Origin of the sequence: Streptococcus sp. 2018110, assembly GCF_019754115.1 — a bacterium.
Classification (GTDB): Bacteria; Bacillota; Bacilli; order Lactobacillales; family Streptococcaceae; genus Streptococcus; species Streptococcus hashimotonensis.
Window position 1 is genome coordinate 134,264 of the sequence record NZ_JAIJZO010000003.1, and the last position, 21,115, is coordinate 155,378.

18 protein-coding genes and 1 tRNA gene are annotated in these 21,115 nt (G+C 43.3%); 16 read left to right on the forward strand and 3 right to left on the reverse strand.

The window, feature by feature from the left end:
- Window positions 1-111: 111 nt before the first annotated feature.
- From essC to K5Q34_RS03905, 11 genes are all read left to right on the forward strand, one after another.
- Entirely contained in the window at window positions 112-2,541 is a 2,430-nt protein-coding gene (essC, locus tag K5Q34_RS03855; RefSeq protein WP_221864551.1) for a type VII secretion protein EssC, read from the forward strand.
- Window positions 2,542-2,554: 13 nt separating this feature from the next.
- The gene (locus K5Q34_RS03860; RefSeq protein WP_029172850.1) at window positions 2,555-2,920 is read left to right on the forward strand and encodes a hypothetical protein; all 366 of its coding nucleotides are present in this window, start codon (window positions 2,555-2,557) and stop codon (window positions 2,918-2,920) included.
- 14 nt (window positions 2,921-2,934) lie between these two features.
- Complete coding sequence (locus K5Q34_RS03865; RefSeq protein ID WP_172115021.1) at window positions 2,935-5,148, forward strand: hypothetical protein; 2,214 nt, start codon at window positions 2,935-2,937, stop codon at window positions 5,146-5,148.
- A gap of 19 nt (window positions 5,149-5,167) precedes the next feature.
- A complete protein-coding gene (locus tag K5Q34_RS03870) occupies window positions 5,168-6,154 on the forward strand; it encodes a hypothetical protein (protein ID WP_221864552.1) in 987 nt (328 codons plus the stop codon).
- Window positions 6,147-6,482: a hypothetical protein gene (locus K5Q34_RS03875; RefSeq protein ID WP_024407292.1), complete on the forward strand. Its 336-nt coding sequence runs from the start codon at window positions 6,147-6,149 to the stop codon at window positions 6,480-6,482. Before K5Q34_RS03870 ends, K5Q34_RS03875 begins: the two co-directional genes overlap by 8 nt.
- A 78-nt stretch (window positions 6,483-6,560) precedes the next feature.
- Window positions 6,561-7,406 carry a hypothetical protein gene (locus K5Q34_RS03880; protein ID WP_205026854.1) on the forward strand — a complete coding sequence of 282 codons (846 nt, stop codon included), beginning with the start codon at window positions 6,561-6,563 and terminating at the stop codon, window positions 7,404-7,406.
- Window positions 7,407-7,554: 148 nt separating this feature from the next.
- Window positions 7,555-8,010: a hypothetical protein gene (locus tag K5Q34_RS03885; RefSeq protein WP_029179063.1), complete on the forward strand. Its 456-nt coding sequence runs from the start codon at window positions 7,555-7,557 to the stop codon at window positions 8,008-8,010.
- Window positions 8,011-8,083: 73 nt separating this feature from the next.
- Window positions 8,084-8,323 carry a DUF6572 domain-containing protein gene (locus K5Q34_RS03890; RefSeq protein WP_153309225.1) on the forward strand — a complete coding sequence of 80 codons (240 nt, stop codon included), beginning with the start codon at window positions 8,084-8,086 and terminating at the stop codon, window positions 8,321-8,323.
- A 227-nt stretch (window positions 8,324-8,550) separates the two neighbouring features.
- On the forward strand, window positions 8,551-9,129 hold the full coding sequence (locus tag K5Q34_RS03895) for a hypothetical protein (protein ID WP_172115029.1): 579 nt from the start codon (window positions 8,551-8,553) through the stop codon (window positions 9,127-9,129).
- Window positions 9,092-9,472 carry a hypothetical protein gene (locus K5Q34_RS03900; RefSeq protein ID WP_172114810.1) on the forward strand — a complete coding sequence of 127 codons (381 nt, stop codon included), beginning with the start codon at window positions 9,092-9,094 and terminating at the stop codon, window positions 9,470-9,472. The genes K5Q34_RS03895 and K5Q34_RS03900 overlap by 38 nt, the downstream gene beginning before the upstream one ends.
- 1 nt (window position 9,473) lies before the next feature.
- Window positions 9,474-10,220: a DUF6572 domain-containing protein gene (locus K5Q34_RS03905; RefSeq protein WP_172115031.1), complete on the forward strand. Its 747-nt coding sequence runs from the start codon at window positions 9,474-9,476 to the stop codon at window positions 10,218-10,220.
- 116 nt (window positions 10,221-10,336) lie between these two features.
- On the opposite strand, the gene K5Q34_RS03910 is transcribed toward K5Q34_RS03905, so the two are convergent.
- Both K5Q34_RS03910 and K5Q34_RS03915 read right to left on the reverse strand, forming a co-directional pair.
- The gene (locus K5Q34_RS03910) at window positions 10,337-11,206 is read right to left on the reverse strand and encodes an RluA family pseudouridine synthase (RefSeq protein WP_221864555.1); all 870 of its coding nucleotides are present in this window, start codon (window positions 11,204-11,206) and stop codon (window positions 10,337-10,339) included.
- A 1-nt stretch (window position 11,207) separates the two neighbouring features.
- Window positions 11,208-12,176 (reverse strand): NAD(P)/FAD-dependent oxidoreductase, encoded by a 969-nt coding sequence (locus K5Q34_RS03915; protein WP_172115033.1) that lies wholly within the window; start codon window positions 12,174-12,176, stop codon window positions 11,208-11,210.
- A gap of 152 nt (window positions 12,177-12,328) precedes the next feature.
- On the opposite strand from K5Q34_RS03915, the gene pbp2a reads away from it, so the two are divergent.
- From pbp2a to K5Q34_RS03940, 5 genes are all read left to right on the forward strand, one after another.
- On the forward strand, window positions 12,329-14,542 hold the full coding sequence (pbp2a, locus tag K5Q34_RS03920; RefSeq protein ID WP_172115035.1) for a penicillin-binding protein PBP2A: 2,214 nt from the start codon (window positions 12,329-12,331) through the stop codon (window positions 14,540-14,542).
- Between the two features lie 33 nt (window positions 14,543-14,575).
- The gene (gene rpmG / locus K5Q34_RS03925; protein ID WP_002940258.1) at window positions 14,576-14,728 is read left to right on the forward strand and encodes a 50S ribosomal protein L33; all 153 of its coding nucleotides are present in this window, start codon (window positions 14,576-14,578) and stop codon (window positions 14,726-14,728) included.
- A 9-nt stretch (window positions 14,729-14,737) separates the two neighbouring features.
- Window positions 14,738-14,914 (forward strand): preprotein translocase subunit SecE, encoded by a 177-nt coding sequence (gene secE, locus K5Q34_RS03930; RefSeq protein WP_002940255.1) that lies wholly within the window; start codon window positions 14,738-14,740, stop codon window positions 14,912-14,914.
- Between the two features lie 109 nt (window positions 14,915-15,023).
- Window positions 15,024-15,563, forward strand: a complete 540-nt coding sequence (gene nusG / locus K5Q34_RS03935; protein ID WP_002940254.1) for a transcription termination/antitermination protein NusG — start codon at window positions 15,024-15,026, stop codon at window positions 15,561-15,563.
- 144 nt (window positions 15,564-15,707) lie between these two features.
- Complete coding sequence (locus K5Q34_RS03940) at window positions 15,708-20,786, forward strand: S8 family serine peptidase (protein ID WP_221864553.1); 5,079 nt, start codon at window positions 15,708-15,710, stop codon at window positions 20,784-20,786.
- Between the two features lie 42 nt (window positions 20,787-20,828).
- Here the strand turns inward: K5Q34_RS03940 and K5Q34_RS03945 are convergent.
- Window positions 20,829-20,899, reverse strand: a tRNA-Cys gene (locus K5Q34_RS03945).
- Window positions 20,900-21,115 lie beyond the last annotated feature (216 nt).

Consider the following 21,115-nt stretch of genomic DNA (forward strand, 5'->3'; position numbering starts at 1 on the left):
TTTTTATCCAGACAGGATTACCTTGTCTGGATTTTTTTGTATAATAGAAAGGTAATATTCTTCCTTGATACATACGAAGCAAAGATAGACTTGGTCTAAAGCGGGGACTGATTGCTGACAAAGGTAGGAGGCTTTGCATCTTATCTCTTCATAACTAAGTTTAGTAGCTCTGCTATTTTCCATCCGCATGATGTGGCCTTCCTCCTCATCGACTATAAGGGCGGGGGCATGGCCAATCTCTTCAAGGACCTGCCTCACTTACTTGGGACCATCACCAACTTGGATGGCGCCCAGTCCATGCGTGCCTTGGTGTCCATCAATGCGGAGCTGAAGCGCCGTCAACGTCTCTTTGCGACCCATGATGTCAACCATATCAATCAATACCAGAAGAAGTACAAGCTGGGTGAGGTGAGTGAGCCCATGCCTCATCTCTTCTTGATCTCCGATGAGTTTGCGGAGCTCAAGACCAACCAACCTGACTTTATGAAGGAGCTGGTCTCAACCGCTCGTATCGGTCGGAGTTTGGGTATTCACCTAATCCTAGCCACTCAGAAGCCATCTGGTGTGGTGGATGACCAGATCTGGTCCAACTCTCGCTTCAAGCTGGCACTCAAGGTGGCGGATCGGAGTGACTCCATGGAGATGCTTAAGACGCCAGATGCGGCTGAGATTACCCAAGTGGGTCGTGGCTATCTGCAGGTCGGAAACAATGAAGTGTATGAACTCTTCCAGTCTGCCTGGTCTGGGGCTGATTACCAGCCAGATAAGGATGAGCAGGGGATTGAGGACCATACCATCTATGCCATCAATGACATCGGTCAATATGAGATTCTTAACGAAGACTTGTCAGGTCTGGATCGGGCTGAGTCCATCAAGGAGGTTCCGAGTGAGCTTCAAGCCATCGTAAGTAAGCTGAAAGCCTTGACAGAGCGCTTGTCCATCCAGTCCCTGCCGCAACCATGGTTGCCTCCGCTACCTTCACGTTTGTTTGTGGAAGATTTACGAGATGAGGCTGAGTTAACTTGGTCGGGAGTCAATGAGGAGTTAGAGGTTCTTCTAGGTCTCTTGGATAAACCGAGCCAGCAGGCCCAAGAACCACTGTCTATCAACCTATCTCAGGATGGTCATTTGCTTATGTATGGGGCTCCAGCGACCGGTAAGACTACCTTCTTACAGACTACGGTCTTGGATTTAGCACGTCACTATAGCCCATCTGAACTCCATCTCTATCTGATGGACTTTGGGACCAGTGGTCTGGTTCCAATGGGGGATTTACCACATGTGGCGGATGTCTTCCTCTTGGATCAGGGAGAGAAGATTGGTAAGTTTATCCGTCTTTTGGAGAAGGAAATCAACCGTCGCAAGAAATTGCTTACGGAACATCGTGTGGGTACCTTGTCCATGTACCGTCAGTTGACAGGACAGGTGGAGCCACGTATTGTCATTGCCTTGGATAGCTTTGAGTCTATGAAGGATGAGAGTTTTGAGGCAGAATTACTCAAACTCTTGACCCGCATTTCTCGTGAGGGTCAGGCCATTGGTCTTCACCTTGTGGTGACGGCTAGTCGTCAGGCTAACCTTCGTGCGACTTTCTACTCTAACTTCAAGCACCAGTTGACCTTGAAGCAACACGATAAGACAGAAGTCCGCAGTGTGGTCGGGTCTACTGGTCTTACGGATATTGAAGATATTAAGGGACGGGCTCTCTATAAGGGAGAGGAAGTTTATAGCCTCCAGTTGGCACTTCCCCTTCGTGTGGAACACGACATAGAGCTGGTGGATCAGATGCGTGAGGAAGTGAGTCGTCAGAAGGCTGCTTGGACGGGTCAGGTTCCAGAAGCTATCCCAATGGTGCCAGAAGAGCTGACTCGCGAGGACTTCCTCAGTCGCTCAAGCGTCCAGAAAGCCATTGCCTCAGGTCAGATTCCACTTGGATTGGATCTGGAAACGGTGGAGGCTGTGAGTTGGAAGATTAACAAAGGACCACTTCTGACATTAGGTGACCAAGCAGAGCAGGTGTCAGGCATGATGCAGGAACTAATCGCAGTTCATCAAGAAGCTCAAAAGTCTATGCTTGTTTTTGCACCAGAATTGCATTCGCTAAAGGTTGAGTCAGGAGTAACCGTATTGACCAGTGTAGAAGCTATGCATGAGATGATTGAAGCTTTGGATAAACGGATCCAAGAGCGCATGCAGAGTGAAGAAACAGGTCACGATCTAAGCATATTCCTCTATCAATTGCCAGAATGGGTTGGTCAGCTTGACGGGGAACATCAAAAACTCTTGGTAGAGATTTTAGAAAAAGGTCATAAGGTTGGCTACGGAGTTCTTGTCTTTAGTGATATGAGCTTGAGTAGGCAATTGGATAGTGTATCAAAAGCGGTCAAGACCGTTGGTCAAGCTGTTTTGAGTATGAAATTAAGTGACCAGACAATCGTCACCGCCAGCAACAAGCCTCTTCGAGAGTCGAATTTAGGACCACAAGAAAGCTACTATATTGTAGATAAGCAAGCGACGAAGATAAAGGTTAGCGTAGGATAGAGAGGAGGTTATAATGGGAAAAGCAGAGATACGTGCAAATATTTCTTATTACAGAGGTCAAAGAAACAAATTGAGAGGAAAGATCGCCAAGTTGCGAAACGCTCGGATAAGACTTTATCAGACAAGTACCACGGTCAAGTATGTTTTGAATAGCCATGAGGCTATCAAATCACAATACCATCTGGCTGGAACTCCCTATCTGGAAATGACAGATAGGGAGAAAGAGGAGACCAAGTCAGTAGAACGGTATTTCAAGACCCAGAAAGAATTCTTTTTAGAGGAGATTGATCGGAAGATTAGTCAGTATGAAACCAGTATAGCCTCTTATGACCGCTCCATTTATATGTTACAAGAGGCATTGGCGATGGCAGATGATTAGAAGAGGAGGGAAGTATGGCACGAATAAGTGTAAGTAATTTATCAGGCTTATCCAATTTTGGGAGCTCGATCAGCCGTTTTTCGGATAATTATCGAAGTGCAATAGGCTCCACTTATCGCAGCTTCCAGATGAAAGTGGATGGGGAGCAGGCTGAGGCTATTTCAGCCTTTTTGGCCAAGTTGAATCAGGTTCAGGCTACGGTTTTTGACACCTACCCGACCGTCCTTGATTCTTATGCGCAAGCAATTAGTCACTATGAGGATCGATTGAGAGGGCTGGGCTTTCAGACTAGAGCCTGGACGGATGATGCAGGGGCTAGTAGCGTTTCAGGAAAGTTGACTGGTGAACAAATTGATCACATTCAGGAGGTTAAAAATAAGCTTCAATCTGCCATGAATCAGGCATCGGATGCTTTAGATATTAGTGATTTTTCACTGAATGGAAAGGTTTCTGGGATGGAAGCAAATCTGATGGAAGCAGGTCGTCGTCGGACAGAGATGGACCAGAGGCTTCAGGAGGCCTATGAGTCCTTTATGAGGGATTTGGATCTTGTCATACAAAACTTTGAGAGTTTAAAGGGACCGTTGGCTAATGCGCAGTCTGTGATCCAGATTCCTGTGGCTAGTATAGCGACAGCGATTCAGAATGGGAGCTTGGCACCGGGGGAGGTCGTTCCGTATCTGGATGCGGTGACATCAAAAACGGATGCCCAAGCCTTAGAGGCAATCATCGGTCCTTATCCAGGAGATGTGATGGCGGTTAATCCGAATGCCATCAGCGATTCCATGTATAGTGTCATAGCAGAGGAAATCAATCAGTGGACTGCTCAAGGTGGAGTGGCTAAGCTAAATCATCTAACAATCGCCATGAGTGTCAATGATGTGGGTCAGAATGATATTTTTACTAATCGCCTCTTGATTGTGGAGGATATCAAAGCTGTCACTTTGTTAAACCAGATGCATGAGCTTTATCAAAACAAACCTGTTTATCCAGACGGTGGCAATGCCAAGGAGATAGCGGATTATCAAGCCCAGATGGCACTCTATGAAATTGAGATGGAAGCCTATGAACACCAACTTGAAACCTTGAACAAGGGGACAGGTCTGGTCAATAGTTTACAGTTTTTACGTATCGGCATCAGCAAAGAGAAAAAAGATTTTGGAGTCGAAGGTGCACCAGATATTCATGACTATACCCAGATTGGTGCCAAGATTTCTATTGACAAAGGGAATGATATAACATTTGAAGTGCATCGCAACCATCTTAACTCAATTTATGGTACGCCAACCATTCAGATGTGGAATAATATGGGGCAGAGGAAAAGTGAGGAATATATCTCATCCTTAGGCGAAAGTCGTCTTTCAAGTTTGGGTGGAGAAGTTGATCAGCGCCTTTTTGAATTAAAACAAGAGAGGATAGAGGCTAAGAAGGAACTGACTTCCAATACAATAGAATCGATTGTTAAAGGTACAATCTCCCTTCATCCATATGGAGCTATGGCTCTTCAGGGAGCAGAGGCCTTGGCATCGCTTTCTGGAACGGATAAGGCAGATGCCGCTTCTAAGGGTAAGGCCATTGCGGATAGTTCCTACGAGAAGGTCAAGGAACTTTACAAGAACAAGACAGGCCAAGACTTGGAGCCAGAAACCATCCAGAAATATTCACAGGTAACTTCTAAGGGGCTTGATGTGGCAATCGAAATCCTAGGCCATCAGCAACAGTTTGAGCAGTTGATGGGAGAGTTGGATAAAAAAGGCGATGAAGCTACTCAAGACTTCTTGAAGCTCTTATTCGACCAGGGAGGCTGGAGTATTTCCACTGATACCGAAGATCCCTTTGGGCAGCTGGATAGCCAAGGTCAGAATGGTAGTGTTTACCCAAGCAAGAGTGTGGCTAGCACCTCTAGCTACTACGACTTCAATGCCTATCAGCGCCTCAGGGAGTTTGACGATTATGGCTTGACCAAGTTTGCGGAAGAACAAAAGGTGGAAATGAAAAATTTAAGTGATAAACTAACTACGGACGACCCAGAGTTACGAGCCTATCTGTTGGGTCAGGAGACCTATCTCGATCCTAAGACCCAGACAGAGAAGCCAGTAGACCTGAGTCTAGCGACCATGTCGGTGGATCAAGTGGTTGAGTTTAGAGAGTCTGTAGCACGAGTCGGAGAAGATGGTTTGGATGATCTTGAAACATATATGGAAAATCACTATGGAGATAAAAGATGATGAAAAGGAGGAGTAATCGATGGACAAAAGCAAGTTTTTCCATAAAGTAATAGGGGTGCTTTCCATAAGTTTCCTCCTGTCAGCCTGTACAGAAGCACATGCTGTAAAGCCTGAGGGAGATAAACTCTATGAGGATTATATTATTACTCCAGTCTTGGAGGTGGAAGATTATCGTTTTGTGGCAGATGGGAACGGCATCGTCATCGACTGGAAAGTAACCAACCAAGAGGAGGTGGAACAAGCGAGAATAGAAGATGACGATGATCCAGCCGCCAATAAAAACTACCTGATTCGAAATGTCGTTAAGAAACGGGACCGTTTCCCAGAGCCAACGATCAAGGAGTTGGGAGAGGATGAGTATATCTACTTGGATGTCTATGATCTGAGAACACCGAGTCTAACGAAAAAGCGGATTGACCTTGTGGAGGTCAGTCTGGCCTATCTGAAAGATGAGGGCTACAAAGTCTATGGTGCAGGGGGCTTAGGCGAACTCTTTCAGATTGGCGAGTCCAACTACACCATGATACATGTAGGGAAGCTGCATGGGGAGGACATAAAGTCTAAAAACCTCCTATTCAATCTAGATACAGGCCTGGTCGAGGGTGAGGTACCAGAATCAGATCCTCAACTAACCAACCGGGAGTTTCTTTACTTGGATACATATGTAGAAAGAAAATCTCAGGTGTCATTTGGATATAGTGGGACTAGAAAGACTGACCTCTATGATGGCTCGATCAATCTGAGGGATGTGGATGTCCATGCGGCTGTCATCCTCGACCAGGAAGATGCGGAGGCTTATCCCCTCTATGATATTGTAGATAATACAATCATCAATCAAGAGGGAATCATAGCGACAGAAGAGTTGTTTATGAATAGCGGTTTGAAGTTCTATGACCATGCTTACCTAGATAGAGTAGCTACTGTCGACGGTGAAGACCACCGGATTACTAAGTTCGAGGACATCGCGACCTATGCCAAGAAGCCAGAGGAGTACAACAATGACTAGTCAAAAGAGTATCAACCCTAACCAGATTTTGAGCATCAAATCCAGCTATGAGGATATGTCTGGGATGATCGCTGATAGCGCAGACTTTTTCGATTCTGATGATGCTTCGAAAGAAAAGGTGGCTTCCACTACTAGTCGGCTTAAGTCAGTGAGTCAAGAGATTGTTTCGACAGTTGAGCAGTTGGATGGCTACTTGAACATGGTGGCAGAAGCCTTTCGTCAAGCAGACCAGTCAATTGCCAATTCCATCGAGGAAAGTCTGGTGAACGGAAAGGAATTAAGAAAAAGAGATATAACTAAGAGCTCATCCTATCAGATGTTGCCATAAACCAACCCAGACAGGATTATCTTGTCTGGATTTTCGGTGTAATAGACAAGTATAATAATCTGATAAGGATGAGAAAACATGAAAAAATCAATATGGAATGCCTCTTTGGAAGAGAGTATGGGGTTGGTAACGGATAAGTACATTCAGACTTCAATGGAGGACATAGAGAAAAATGGTTATGGAAAGAAAATCTTGGGATTTTTAACGGTCGAGTTTTTTATGTTTTTATTTTCCTTTATTGGCCCCTACTCTGATAAAGAAGTTGGGAAGATACTATATGTAGATGCGGAAATTCTATTCTCAATTCCACTTTGGTTAGGCCTTGTTGTGATTGTTCTTTACTTATTTGATACAAGGAAGATACGCCACAGTCGAATTTTATCTTATTACTATTTTAATAAGAATATGTTCTTGATGATGAGTTTACTTAATTTTCAAGCAATTGTTCTATTTACTATTGGTTCAGCTATGTTTTTTGGTTCGCTAATTGCAGTCATTCTGAACCTGTCTATCATAATTTTTGTAATCGTAGAAAGATACCTATGGTTTAAGAAGGAAGTTTTGAATGGCTTATATGGAAACCAATCGGTTTCCAATCCCTTAAATGATGTGATGGAGAAGTTTGTTGTCTTAGGGAGGAAATATGGTGGCTTAATCATCTTTCCCTTCGTTCTGTTTCGTCTCTTTTTACCTAATAAAGGTGAAGGGATTTATGAGAATGATATTCTAAGAAGTTTAGTCATGATTTTTGGGATTGCTGGGCCTATATTACTTTTCTATTTTTCAGTAGCAATAGTGTTTAGTTGTATTCAAGGATTTTATATTAATAAATATATGGAAGACTATCGTATTCTCTCAGGATATAGCATTGAAGACTGGTATGGTAAAGAATCCAAGCGATATAAGGAAAGTTTGGGAGAGTAGGTTTTGTTTAAATCGTCTTAATTTACTTTTGGTTTATGGCTAAGTAATGGATTCCAAAATCCCAAATTACATAATTTTTTTGATGCAACTTGTAAACCCAGACAGGGTCAAGTTGAAAATTACCAAAGAAATAGAATAGGAGAGTAGGATGCAAAAAGAAAAAATGACAGTAGAAGAGTTCTTACAACTGAAGAAGGATGCTCAGGTATCCTTGATTCTGTTTATTGTTTTTGGGCTTGTCTTGTTTTCAAGTATGCTTTATATTACAGCGATTGGTGCAAGAACACAAGTATACAATTCTCTAGGGATTACAGTGTTTTTATCTGTGGCCATGACAGCTTTTAGACCCTATTTTTTACCCAAAAATATCTTAGAGAAAAAACAACCTGAGCTGAAGCAGTATTCGACAAAGGGCTACTCAGTTTCTAGTGCCTTTCTAAAAAGGGTTTTTCTAGTTTATTCGGTTGCGATTATTGTGGTTGTTTTCGGTTTTGCCTCTGCCTACGCAACTCGGGTTGAGACCATCCTTCCCGATGATACCTTACCAAGTCTGGAACAGAAGTCTATTATCGAGCAAAAATTGGAGGGCAACAGTAATGAGTGATGAGTATTTGCTTAGTTGTATTACCAATAGTCGTGAAAAGCTTGCAAAGTATAAACGAGTAAGGAATACTATTATGAGTCATAATCTTCATACTCAACGTAGCCTATCTGGTCTCCAATCCTACATTGAGCATTGTCAGAAGGTCATTGATAGGATTGATAGTCAGGAAGGATATGGGGATGACTTTACAGAAAAGGTTATCAATCTGACTTTTCAGTATGCCCCATCAGACAATGGTCTTGCCTTTTTGGTGCAGGTTCAAAAAGTATTACAGCCGACTGATATTCGTTTGAAGGTTGTTGTGCCAGAGTAGAGTTTTTAAGTCCAGACAGGATTACCTTGTCTGGACTTTTTGGTATAATGGAAGGGTAGAAATATTCTTCATTTGTACATAAACGGTTTGGCTAGGCTTGATTTAAAGCGGAACCTAGGAGTGGGAATGAGGTTGGAGTTGTTATCTCTCACATCCATTTTGACACAAGTTGAGTAGTTCTGCTATTACCACAAATTCAGTTCAACGCTCGTCAGGGTCAGGACTTTGTGGACTTACAAACGGTTGAGTTTGGTAAAATCGCCAGCAAGGTCGAGAACAACATCACGATCAAGATGACGGTTGATGGCGTTGAACAGAAAATCCGAGTGGATGCGATTGGCTTTGATGAGGCGGGGAATATCCGTATTCAAGAGTACACAACTGCACAGAATGGTTTGAAAATCAGCCGTCAGAATCTTTTGGAGGACCTGTCCAAGTACGGTGGCACCATTGTCGGAGCAGGCAAGGGCGACTTTGTCGGCGGTGTTGAGATACCCAAGGGCACACGGATTGATGTCGTGTCGCAGAAGACGGCTTCTTTCAATATCGATGCGCATCGAATCGAATTACGTAATACTTACGAAGCTGCTGGATTGAGTACAAAAGATATCAATCGAATACTTGAAATTTCTGACAATGCACCAAAGGTACAATATTTGGCGGGAATGTCAAGTAATGAAATACTAGATATCCCAAAAGGTGTTCGTCCAAATGTAGAAGATATTTATAGCCCAAAGTTTATTGAAGCCCATAAAAAACAATTTGAGAATGGAGCTATTAAATTCCAAAAAATTTACCCCAGTTGAAGGTGGTTTTAATAATGGAGCCATAGGAAATGACAAAGACCATGTAGCGTTTGTTATGCCGAAGGCTGCTGGCGAAACAATTCTTGATATTAGTGATGGTGATCCACGGTTACTGGAGGTAATTTTAGGTTTGCATCCAGGAGACTTAGGAGATTCTCCAGTCGTTATTGATATACCGGTTGACTCTATTCATAATCTAAAAATACCTAGCGGAAATGAAGTATCCGCCTTTGATGATTTTTGGCGCCCCGGAGGGAAAACATATCCTGGGGGAATGCTAGAAGCTGTAATTGATGAGGTACCGTGGGGTGAGTACACATTTAGAATATTAGGAGGAAATTAACATGCCGTTAACAGACATTACTTGGGAAGAATTTGATACCTTTGATAAGCTTGAGTCACCAATAAATTCTGATTTCCGTACACACAATGGAAAATATTATACTTTTGGCGAATTTGGGATTGCCTCTGTTCGAAGGGTTTTTGAAATTGAAGAATCTGATTTTAATGAGTTTCTAATGGGAAATAGGACGGCAATGGAAGTCAATTGGAAGGCTCAAAACGGTCGCTGGCCGCCTACAGCGGAAGAAAAGAAGGTCCTTGAAAAGCGTTCAATTGAGGAGAGTCCGACAACTCTAATAGATACCCCAAAATTTAGAAAACTATTTACTCAAACAGAGTTGGAACACTGGATTCCAATTGCTGAGCAACAGTGGATAGAGTGGAAAGGGAAATTACCGGAAAACTATGTTTCTCCCCTTGTAAAAAAGGATATTGTACTAGAAGTAACCACCATCGACTCTCTCGGTATTGTAGATGGTTATCTTGAATTATTACTAGCAGATGGGAACGAATGGCTTCCTGACACCGAACAAGACCACCTCCTCAAACTCCAAGAAAAGTTGAACAACTACATTCACTTTATTGAAAGCAAGCAGTATGTGGACAGCTACGGGGATGACTTTACAGAAAAAGTTATCAATCTGACTTTTCAGTATGCCCCATCAGATAACGGTCTTGCTTTCCTAGTGCAAGTTCAAAAAGTATTACAGCCAACAGATATTCGTTTGAAGGTTGTTGTGCCAGAGTAGAGTTTTAAGTCCAGACAGGGTTATCTTGTCTGGATTTTTTGGTTAGTGGAAGCATAAAAAAATTCACTGGATTAGTCCAGTGAAATAGGGATATAGAACTCTAAGGGTACAGCTATTTATTTCATGTTTTTTAAGACTTTCTCAAAACTCTCCGACCGTGCTTCCACGCTGATTTCTTCCAGGGTAAGCGGGTGCGTTAAGCTGAGTTTTTGGGCGTGGAGCATGAGGCGGGGGGCAGCGACTCGACTGTAAAGAGGGTCACCGATTAGGGCGTGGCCATGATGAGACAAATGCACCCGAATCTGATGGGTTCGCCCTGTCTGGAGACGACAAGAGACCAAGCTATTTTTGCCAAGGGTCTTCAAGAGGCGGACCTGGGTAAGAGCTGCCTGTCCCTTGCGGTTATCGACCACCCGCTTTCTGCGGCCGTGTCGGTCCCGTCCGATCTTATCGGTAATGGTCCAGTCTGTCTTTCTTAGCTGCCCTTGGCAGAGGGCCAGATAGTCACGGTAGATGACCTTGTCCTCCAAAAGACGATTGAGAATGGGCAGGATAAAGGGATTTTTAGCAAAGAGAATGGCTCCGCTGGTTTCCATATCTAGCCTGTGGACCACATAGCAGGTCTGACCCACATAGGCAGATACATGGTTGAGCAGGGCGATTTCCGTAGGCTCATTGCCGTGGGTTTTCATGCCTTCGGGCTTGTTGACGATAATCAAATGCTCATCTTGGTAGAGTTCCTCAATCAAGTCCGCCTGCCCCAGAGGGATGCTTTTTTCAGGATAATCTTCCTGGTCAAAGGTCAATTCTAGCAGGTCGCCTGCAGCAATCGGACTCTGCCAGTTTATCAGTTCGCCGTTGACACGGACATGCTTCTTGGTACGGAGGAAGTGGCGGATTTTTCTGGGAATGAGAAAATAATCTTCCAAGACTTCCTTGACAGTCAGCTGGGGAAAGGCTTGGGGAATGCGAATATCAATTTTCATCTTATAGGCTGGTTGAGTGCTTGGGTTGCACTTTTTCATTTGGATTGAGGTAGTTCATAGCATTGTTGACGGCGGTTGGGGCTTCGCCCAGTCCAGTCGCAATCAGGTCAATCTTGCCCTCGTAGAAGCAACAGTCACCGATAGCATAGATGCCAGGAACAGAAGTTTCTTGCTTGCTGTTGACGACGATGCGGTGGCGATTGAGTTCCAATCCCCATTCTTTCAGCGTACCGACAGATGATTTGAAACCGTAGTTGACAAAGAGGTGGTCGAAAGACAGGCTGAGTTTGTCCTCGCTCTTAACCTTGTCAAAATCAATAGCAGAAGCTCTGCCATTTTCCCCAGAAAGTCCTTTAGGAACAAAAGGTGTGTGGATGCTGACGCTGGACTGCTTGAGTTCTTCCACACTGTGTTCGAGGGCCCGGAAGTTGTCACGACGGTGGACGATGTGAGTGGTCTTGGCGATTTTTTCAAAGGCCAGGGACCAATCGACCGCAGAGTCACCGCCACCCAAGACGACGATGTCCTTGCCGGCATACTGCTGGATGTTGGATACGTGGTAGTGGACGTTGTCAAAGCTGTCGGCACCGTCAATCTCCAGCGGACGAGGCTTGAAGGCCCCGCCACCCATAGCGATAATCAGGGTCTTGGTCTGGTGGCTACCTTTGTTAGTCGTCAGGGAAATGACCTCTCCTGGCTCAATAGCAGTCAGGGTTTCATTGAGACAAATCGTAGTGTCAAAGGGTGCCAGTTGGGCAAGGAGGTTGTCGGTCAACTCTTGTCCTGTCAGGCTTGGAAAGGCGGGAATGTCTAAAATAGCCTTCTCAGGATAGAGAATGGCAGGCTGGCCACCCAGTTGGGGAAGGGAGTCAATGATTTTGACCTTGGCTTGACGGAGGTGGGCGTAGAAGGCGGCGAAGAGACCGACAGGTCCGCCACCGATGATGGTAATGTCATATACTTGTGTCATGGGAATCCTCTTCTTTGTTCAGAATGACCCTATTTTATCATATTTTTTGAAAAAATTCCCTGTCTGTTGTCACAAGTTATCGCAGGCTTTTTTCTGCTAGTTTTTACGAAATGGTGTATAATGGTACAAAATTCACTAGAAAGAGGTAAAGTATGGACGATTTGCAACATCAGCCGATTGAAGTTCCAGAAGATTTCCAAATTGATCATGAAGACCGACCTAGCCGTCGCCGCAGGGGAAATCGTGGCTCTGTTGATAAACCAAAGAAAAAATCACGTATTCCGGAGCCGATTCGTAAATTTTGGCGGCGTTACCAACTGACTAAAATTTTAATCATTTTAATGGTCCTGACAGTTCTTACAGTAGGTGGCTATCTATTTTTCCTTGCAAAAACAGCTAATGTTGGTGATTTACAGCAGGCGCTAAAAGCCACAACGATTATTTACGATAAAGATGGTGCGGAAGCTGGGACATTGTCAGGTCAGAAGGGGACCTATGTAGAGCTGGATGCTGTCTCTGATAATTTAGAGAATGCTGTCATCGCTACAGAAGATCGGAGCTTCTACGAAAATTCAGGTATTAATTACCAGCGTACAATTTTGGCTGCCTTGACGTTAGGTCGATCTGGAGGTGGTTCAACTATTACCCAGCAATTGGCAAAAAATGCCTTTCTAACTCAGGATCAGACCATCAGTCGAAAGGCTCGAGAATTCTTTTTGGCTCTGGAAATCAATAAAAAGTACAGCAAGCAAGAAATTTTGACCATGTATCTCAATAACGCCTATTTTGGGAATGGTGTTTGGGGAGTGGAAGATGCAAGCCAAAAGTACTTCGGTATTCCAGCCAGCGATCTTACTCTTGAGCAAGCGGCCGTCATTGCAGGTATGCTCAAGGGACCTGAGATTTATAATCCTTATTATTCTCTAGAAAATGCAGTTAATCGTCGGGATACAGTCCTGCAAAATATGGTCAATGCTGGTTATATTGATCAGGCGACTGCAGATGCAGGTTTCCAAGTAGACCTAGCCAGTCAGCTTTCAGATACCTATACAGGGAAACAAAGCAATTATTCCTATCCATCCTATTTTGATGCTGTGATTGCTGAGGCGATTGAGCGATATGGACTGAAAGAATCAGACATTATTAATAACGGCTATAGGATTTACACAGAGATGGATCAAAATTCTCAAGCCAGTATGCAGGTGATTTTTGATGATGAGACCATGTTCCCGACATCAAGTTTTGATGGTACCTATGCTCAGGCTGCCAGTGTGGCTCTTGATCCTACGACTGGTGGAGTTCGCGCCTTGGTTGGTCGAGTTAACAGTTCAGAGGATGCGGTCTTTCGGACTTTCAACTTTGCGACACAAGCCAAGCGCAGTCCTGGTTCAACGATCAAGCCTCTTGTTGCCTATGCTCCAGCAGTAGCGGCGGGCTGGTCGATTGATATGGCTCTGGATAACCATACAGAAACCTACGGCGATTACACCTTGCATAACTATGATTATTCGACTTCTGATACCATTCCAATGTATCAAGCTTTGGCTCTCTCTTACAATTTACCAGTAGCTTATATAGTGAACACCTTGGGGATTGACAAAGCCTTCGAGTATGGACAAAAGTTTGGGCTTGATATGGAAAATGTCGAGAAAGTTTTGGGTGTTTCAATTGGTTCTGGAGTGGAGACTAATCCTCTGCAAATGGCCCAGGCCTACGCTACTTTTGCGAATAAGGGGGTGATGAAGGATGCCCACCTCATCACTCGTATTGAAACGGCTAGTGGAAAGGTTTTAGCAGAGCATCGAGAAATAAGTACCAAGGTGATTGACCGCTCTGTCGCAGATAAGATGACAGCAATGATGCTTGGAACCTATACCAATGGTACGGGAGTGACAGCAGATGCAGCCAATTATTATATTGCCGGGAAAACAGGAACAACCGAAACGAGTTTTGATGTCAATCTTGTCAATGATCAGTGGCATATTGCCTACACACCTGATTTGGTCATCAGTCAGTGGGTTGGTTTTGAGCAGACAGATGAAAATCATTATATAGATAGTAGTAGCTACTGGATGGCTCCGTCGGTCTTCCAGACTGTAGCCAATTCAATCTTGCCATATACTGCAGGAACTCAGTTCGAAGTAGAAAATGCCTATGCACAAAATGGTATTGTAGAAGTAGCTCCAGATGAAGCTGCACAAACTGAATCAAGTCTTGGTCAAGAACAGGTACAAGAAATTTCAGATCAGGCGAAAAACTTGATTGAGCAAACCAAACAAAATCTAATCGATGCCAAGTTGCCAGAACGAGCAAAAACCTTGTGGGATAACATTACGTCTTGGTTTGGAGAGTTGTCAAATCCATAAAAACATGGTAGAATGAAAAGGATGGAGGGCTTTATGGCACTAAAAAAAGCAAGCCTAGCCTGTACTGTTTGTGGTTCTCGAAACTATTCAATCAGCCTTTCGAGCAATCCCAAGCCAACACGGTTAGAAGTAAATAAATTTTGTAAACACTGTGGACAATACACTGTTCACAAGGAAACCAGATAGGAGTCGCGCATGAAATTTATCAAAGACATTATCCGCATTTTAAAAGATACGTCTTGGCCAACTCGTAAGCAGAGCTGGACGGATTTCGTGTCTGTAGTGGAATATACTGCCTTTTTCGTAGCGGTGGTTTACCTCTTTGACTTGATTTTGTCACGAGGAATCATGAGCTTGATTAATCTTTTCTAGAAAATACTTGCCATTTGTAAAATGGAAGTGATATAATAAGGAAAAGCGAAAGCCTTCGGGCTTTTTTTAGCGTCTAAAAATTCCGTGTTTCCAAAGAAAGGAAGTAACAATGTACGATAGTTTTGATAAAGGCTGGTTTGTTTTACAGACTTACTCAGGATATGAAAATAAAGTGAAGGAAAACTTGCTCCAACGTGCCCACACTTATAACATGTTGGAAAACATCCTCCGTGTAGAAATTCCAACTCAGACTGTTCAGGTTGAAAAGAACGGTGAGGTCAAGGAAGTAGAAGAGAACCGTTTCCCTGGTTATGTTTTGGTTGAAATGGTTATGACTGATGAGGCTTGGTTTGTGGTTCGTAACACGCCAAACGTTACAGGTTTCGTGGGTTCACACGGTAACCGTTCAAAACCAACTCCACTTTTGGAAGAAGAAATCCGTCAAATCTTGGTGTCTATGGGACAAACCGTTCAAGAATTTGATATTGATGTCAAAGTTGGCGACACTGTTCGTATCATCGACGGTGCCTTCACAGACTACACAGGTAAAATTACAGAAATCGATAACAACAAGGTTAAGATGGTTATCTCTATGTTTGGTAATGACACCATTGCTGAAGTTAACTTGAGCCAGATTGCTGAGTTGTAATAAGTTGTTAAAGCGCAGGGAGACCTGTGCTTTTTCTTGTTTTTGAGGGCGCAAATTCAAAAAAACTTGCCAAAGATTTAAAAATTTTATAGAATTAGGTATACCTAACTTATAAATTAATTAATATTAAAAAACGGAGGTTTTATGAAACAGAAGTGGTCTCAAATTGAGAATAAACAACGCTTTAGTATCAAGAAGTTAAGTGTCGGTGTGGTATCGGTATCAATAGGATTTTTTATCACGGGTGTTCCGATGGCTCAAGCAGATACTAGTGGAGAAGGAGTGGAGTCTACGGTTGCGGTCGCAACGGATATGGACAGCAAGCAAGATTCTGTGGCAGAGAAAAAAGAAGATGGGTTATTATCAGATGAGCCAGTTAAAACGGAGCAGGTGGATGAACCAGTTGCTGAAGAGGGAGTGGTCGAAGAAGTTGTAGATACAGAGGCGGGTGAAGAATCAGGTCTTCTCACAGATCGAGCTGCGACCGAGATAACAACTACAGCTGGTAAGACAACAGAGGAGTCAAGGGAAAAAGAAGACATTAGCGGAAAAGAAGCTAGTGTTCCTCAAACAATCCCGCAGGAATCACAGCTTGAGCTGGAAGAGGTGACAACAGGGCGCTATATTTTACAATTTTCCGAAGAGAACCGAAATCTTGTATTGGATAAATTAAAGAAAATTGATGGCGTTAAAATTGTTCATGAGTATAAGGAGGTTTTAACGGGAGCATCTGTAGAGGTGGGGCGAGAAGGCTTGTCTGATATAAAAGCCATTTCTGAATTAACTTCTTTGGAAGAGAGTCGCCGTATCCGACCGACTCTTCATACTGCTAAAGAGCTGGTTGGTGCCTTAAAAGCAAGTTCTAAATACCAGACAGATGGTCGCGGAATGGTGATTGCAGTCATTGACTCTGGTTTGGATATTAAGCACAAAGACATGAGGTTGGATGAAGGTGTCGTCCCTAAAATCAAGGAAATTACTCCATCTACGACAGGGGCATACACTCTAAAAGTCCCTCATGGCTATAATTACGTATCTGGTAACGATAATCTCTACGATGATACCCACGAACCACATGGTATGCACATAGCAGGAACTCTGGCTGGAAATGCAACAGACGAAGAAGTTGCGTCTAAACAGGGGATTGATGGGATTGCTCCCAACGCACAACTGCTAGTCTACAAGATTTTTTCAAATGACCCTAAAAATTATAAGGCTGAGACGGAGGATGCTGCCTATGCTGCCATTGAAGATGCTATCAAACACGGGGCAGATGTCATTAGCTTGAGCGTTGGTTATTATGATAGCGGGCTGCCGGGGAATGCTTACTACACGATTGCTAAGAGGGCAGCAGAAAAGGGGATTATCATTACAGCAGCTATTGGTAATGCTGGCGCCTCCTCTTCAGACACCTCCTTTGACCTGCATACAAATAATGCCTTGGGAGCTGTGGATACGGCAACAACAGTTGGTGTGGCAGCGACTCCCGCAGTTATCGGGGTTGGTTCGGCGAGAAATACCCATCTTGTTCAACGTGAATTTATGCTGAATGGGCAGTCTTTTGGCTACTATCCTATTGGCTACACAACGCTTACAGAGGGGAAATATGAATTTGTAGATGCTGGAAATGGTCGCTGGGAAGAAGTGCAGGGGCTTGATTTGGCTGGTAAAGTAGCGATTATCAAAAAAGATAAGTTTGACTTGAAAGATGCCGTTCGTAATTTGAAATTCAAGGATGTTGCTGGAATTATTGTGATAAATACTGATCAGGGATGGAACAAGGATTATTATAGGACCCATCAGTTATTGGTAGATGATAAGACTTTGCTTTCCTACTCCTCTATCTGGGGCATCAGTCTTAGTGGAGAAGATGGAAGGCGATTATTAGAAGTTGCCAACCAATCGCAAGGGAACACTGGTTTGGTCCTCAGACCTACAATTGGAATGAAGAAGTTGATTGAAGTACCGACTGTATCAGGCTTTTCTAGTTGGGGGCCTACGGTCAACTTAGAATTGAAGCCAGAGATTGTGGCACCAGGAGAGGATGTTTATGCAACCTTGAATGACAATCGTTATGGCTCCATGTCAGGGACTTCGATGGCTTCGCCAATTGTGGCGGGTGCCAGTGCACTTTTATTGCCACGGATTCGCCAAATGACACCACCAGAAGGCATGACTAGGATGGATTTGCTGAGAGTCATTTTGATGAATACTGCTACCCCTTTGGTTGATGTTCTAGATTCATCTGGGCATGCTTTGGAAAATTCTCCGAGACAACAAGGCGCTGGTCTGTTGCAGATTGATAGAGCCTTTGAAACAGATGTGATTCTTCACCACCGTCTAAAAGGAGGGGTGGAATTAAAAGAAATAGGGCGTGAGACAGAATTTGAGGTAACCTTGGAAAATCTGGGAAACCAACAAAGAAGCTTTGCTATTTCAGCTGGGAAAGTATTGACTAGTCAAGATGTTCCTGTTGATAGAATAGGACGTTCTGGAAAAGTAGTTAAAGAGATTCATGCGGCAGAAATCAGGGGTTCGAGTATTCATCTTTCTGAGCAATCCATTCAACTGGGGCCGAAAGAGAAGAAAACTATTCGTCTGAGATTGGATGCAGGAGAAGCGAAAGACCAGTTTGCAGAAGGGTATATTTACTTCAAATCATTGACGGAGGGGCAGTCGGACATCAGCATTCCTTATTTTGGCTTTGTTGGTGACTGGTCAAAAGAAAGGATTGTTGATGCACCGGCTTGGGAAACCAGTTCTAAATTGAAACTGACCTCGGTTTTATCTAGCTATAAACACAATAAGTCTGGGCGCTATATTGAACTTGGGCGTGAAAAGATTCAAGATAATCAATCGCCTCTAAATCCAGACAATATCGCAATTCAAAACCAGCATTCGGATAGTCAGATTGGGAATGCCTTTGTTCGATTTGCGCTATTGAGGGATATTACCAACTATGATTTGGATATTGTAAAAGAAGCTAAAGAAGATGCTCCTGTTTTAAGGCGGATTGATACAGGAACCATGCTGTCTCGTGTTCGCTATGTAGATTATTTTGAAAGTCTTTCGGAGTATTCCAAGCTTCGTACTCCGATAGAATTGCACCGCTGGGATGGGAAAATGTACGATGCAAGCAAGGATGAAAATATACCAGCACCGGAAGGACAATATTTCTTTAGATTGCGGGTAAAAAATAAAGAAAATGGGGCCTATCAGTATACCTATCTGCCAGTCAAAATTGATAATCAAAAGCCAGAAATTGTCGCGATTGATACCAATCGTCTAACCAGCCATAGAGAACTGGTCGTCACAGCCAAGGATAATAATAAAGTTTGGGAGGTTCGAGCTAATCTAAATGGAGAAAATCTTCTTGTTGAAAAGGTTGTAGATGATGCAGGTCAACGACATTACCATCTCAAAGAAGTAGAACTTCCACTCGATGCTAAAAATCATCTCCGTGTTGAGGTGATGGATATAGCGGGTAATGTGGTTGCTGTTGAAAAAGACTTAGTGGTGCCTGTAATCCAGTTTAAAAATTTGGAAGATTTGATGGCAACTCGCAGTAAGAAAACTGTAGAAATTAAAGCGAACGTCTCAGCGCAAGTTTCCGATGTGCAGGCTGACTTGGATGCTCAGGCTGTGAATTACTCTCTTGAGAATGGTCAACTATCCCTCCAGATACCAGGGCAATCAGATGGACGCCATAGTTTTGAATTAATCTTGAAAGACAAGGATGGCAAGCTTATTTACACTAAAACCTTGAATTATTTGGTAGATAATGAAAAGCCGATGATTGATCTTGATATTGAAAAAGATGAAGAGGATGAAGAGGTTATCCAGATTGGTAAAAACGGACGTTTTACATTGAAGGGGAAAGTGAGTGATAATGTTAGTCTTCCTAAGGACATCAAACTTTACTATTCCAATCTAGACATTGGTAAGGGAGAGCTGAAAATCATAGATGTAAAAGAAGACGGTAGTTTTGAGCAAGACTTCTTTAAATCTGATTTTCCTAGAGCCATCATGTTAACAGCGGTAGATGAGAAGGGCAATAAATTAAAGGACCTTCGTATCAATACAAGTCCAGAGAGTCTGGATGAGGAGGAGGAAACAGAAGTTCCGATTACTGTCAATAACTGGTTGATTGACCCGATTCGTTTCAATAAAGAAAGTCTTGGTCGTGAGCTAGATAGCGAGTTGGTCGACTTCAAAAAGCAAGAAGATGGGACTTATCTATTTACATTTGAAATAGAAGCAGAAACCGAACAAGCTCATTCTGTGCGCATCAATGGTGGTGAAAAACGCTATTTTGAGGATGGCAAGTTGACCTATCCAGTTACTCTGATTGAAGAGGGAAATGTTGTGGATATAAGTGTGTACAATGAGGCGGATGAGTTGACTTACACGAAGAAATATCAGATGTTGGTTGATACAGAAAAACCTGTTTTACAGCTGGAAAATGAGGTGCTACCATTGGAAAGACAGGTAGTGGATAGTGAAGAAGATGAAGACGAGGAAAATCAGTATGCAGGAGTTCTCCTAGCAGATGCCGATGGGCACTTGATACTCACCGGAAGCGCCAAGGATAATGGAATTTATTGGTCCTTGAAGATCAACGAAGATTTTGTAGCTCGAGGAGGCTTCTGGAGGCAGTATGGAAATAATGAAAAAGCCTTTCGCTATGAGCTACATAGTCTGAAAGACGGGGATACAGTCAAACTTGATTTGAGTGACAGTTTTGGAAATGCTCTTGTGAAGAAATATAAGGTACGGTTAAATGACAAGGAGGTATCTGAGCAGGTTCCTGAAAAAGACCTTCATGTGGAGCAATCAGATAAGGATCAACCCCTTAGCATTCCTATTCCGAAACCGGAAGTGCAGGTACCAATGCCAAAAGAAGATAATCCATTTGCTCCGCAAACAGAATCCACTGAAATCGCGCTGTTAACTGGCGATACAAGAGAAGATGGTGTGGAGCATTTGGGGAGACTTACAAAACATGAGGAGGCATTAGGGATTTCTGATGAGAGAATAGAAGTGTCCGTATCTCACAGAGAATTCTTTGAAAGAAGCGGAAGAGGAGAGACAGGTGCATTAGCGGCGGATACTAGTGGGAAACTGCCTCAAACTGGGGATAGCCTTGGAAGTGTCTTTATAAGTGCCTTGTTAGGTCTATTTGGTGGAGCCATGGCTCTCGGAAATCTGAAGCGAAAAGAATAGCAAAAAACCTAGGGAGATTCCTAGGTTTTTTCGAATATTAAAAGGCGGTAGACGGATTTGAACCGACGATCAAGCTTTTGCAGAGCCGTGCCTTACCACTTGGCTATACCGCCATAACAGAAACTATTTTACCGAAAAAAAAGCCGAAAGTCAACACGAGAATGACAAGTCCTGTAAAAATCTACCATTCCTAATAGAAATCGAAAGTTCTATAATGAAGTTAGCCACCTTACCTTAGTCAAGAATTAGATGTTTCACTATGTTTGAGTAAGTTGATGATTTCATTTGATAACAGGTTTGAAGCTGTTAGGCTAGGTGGCCAAGGCTAA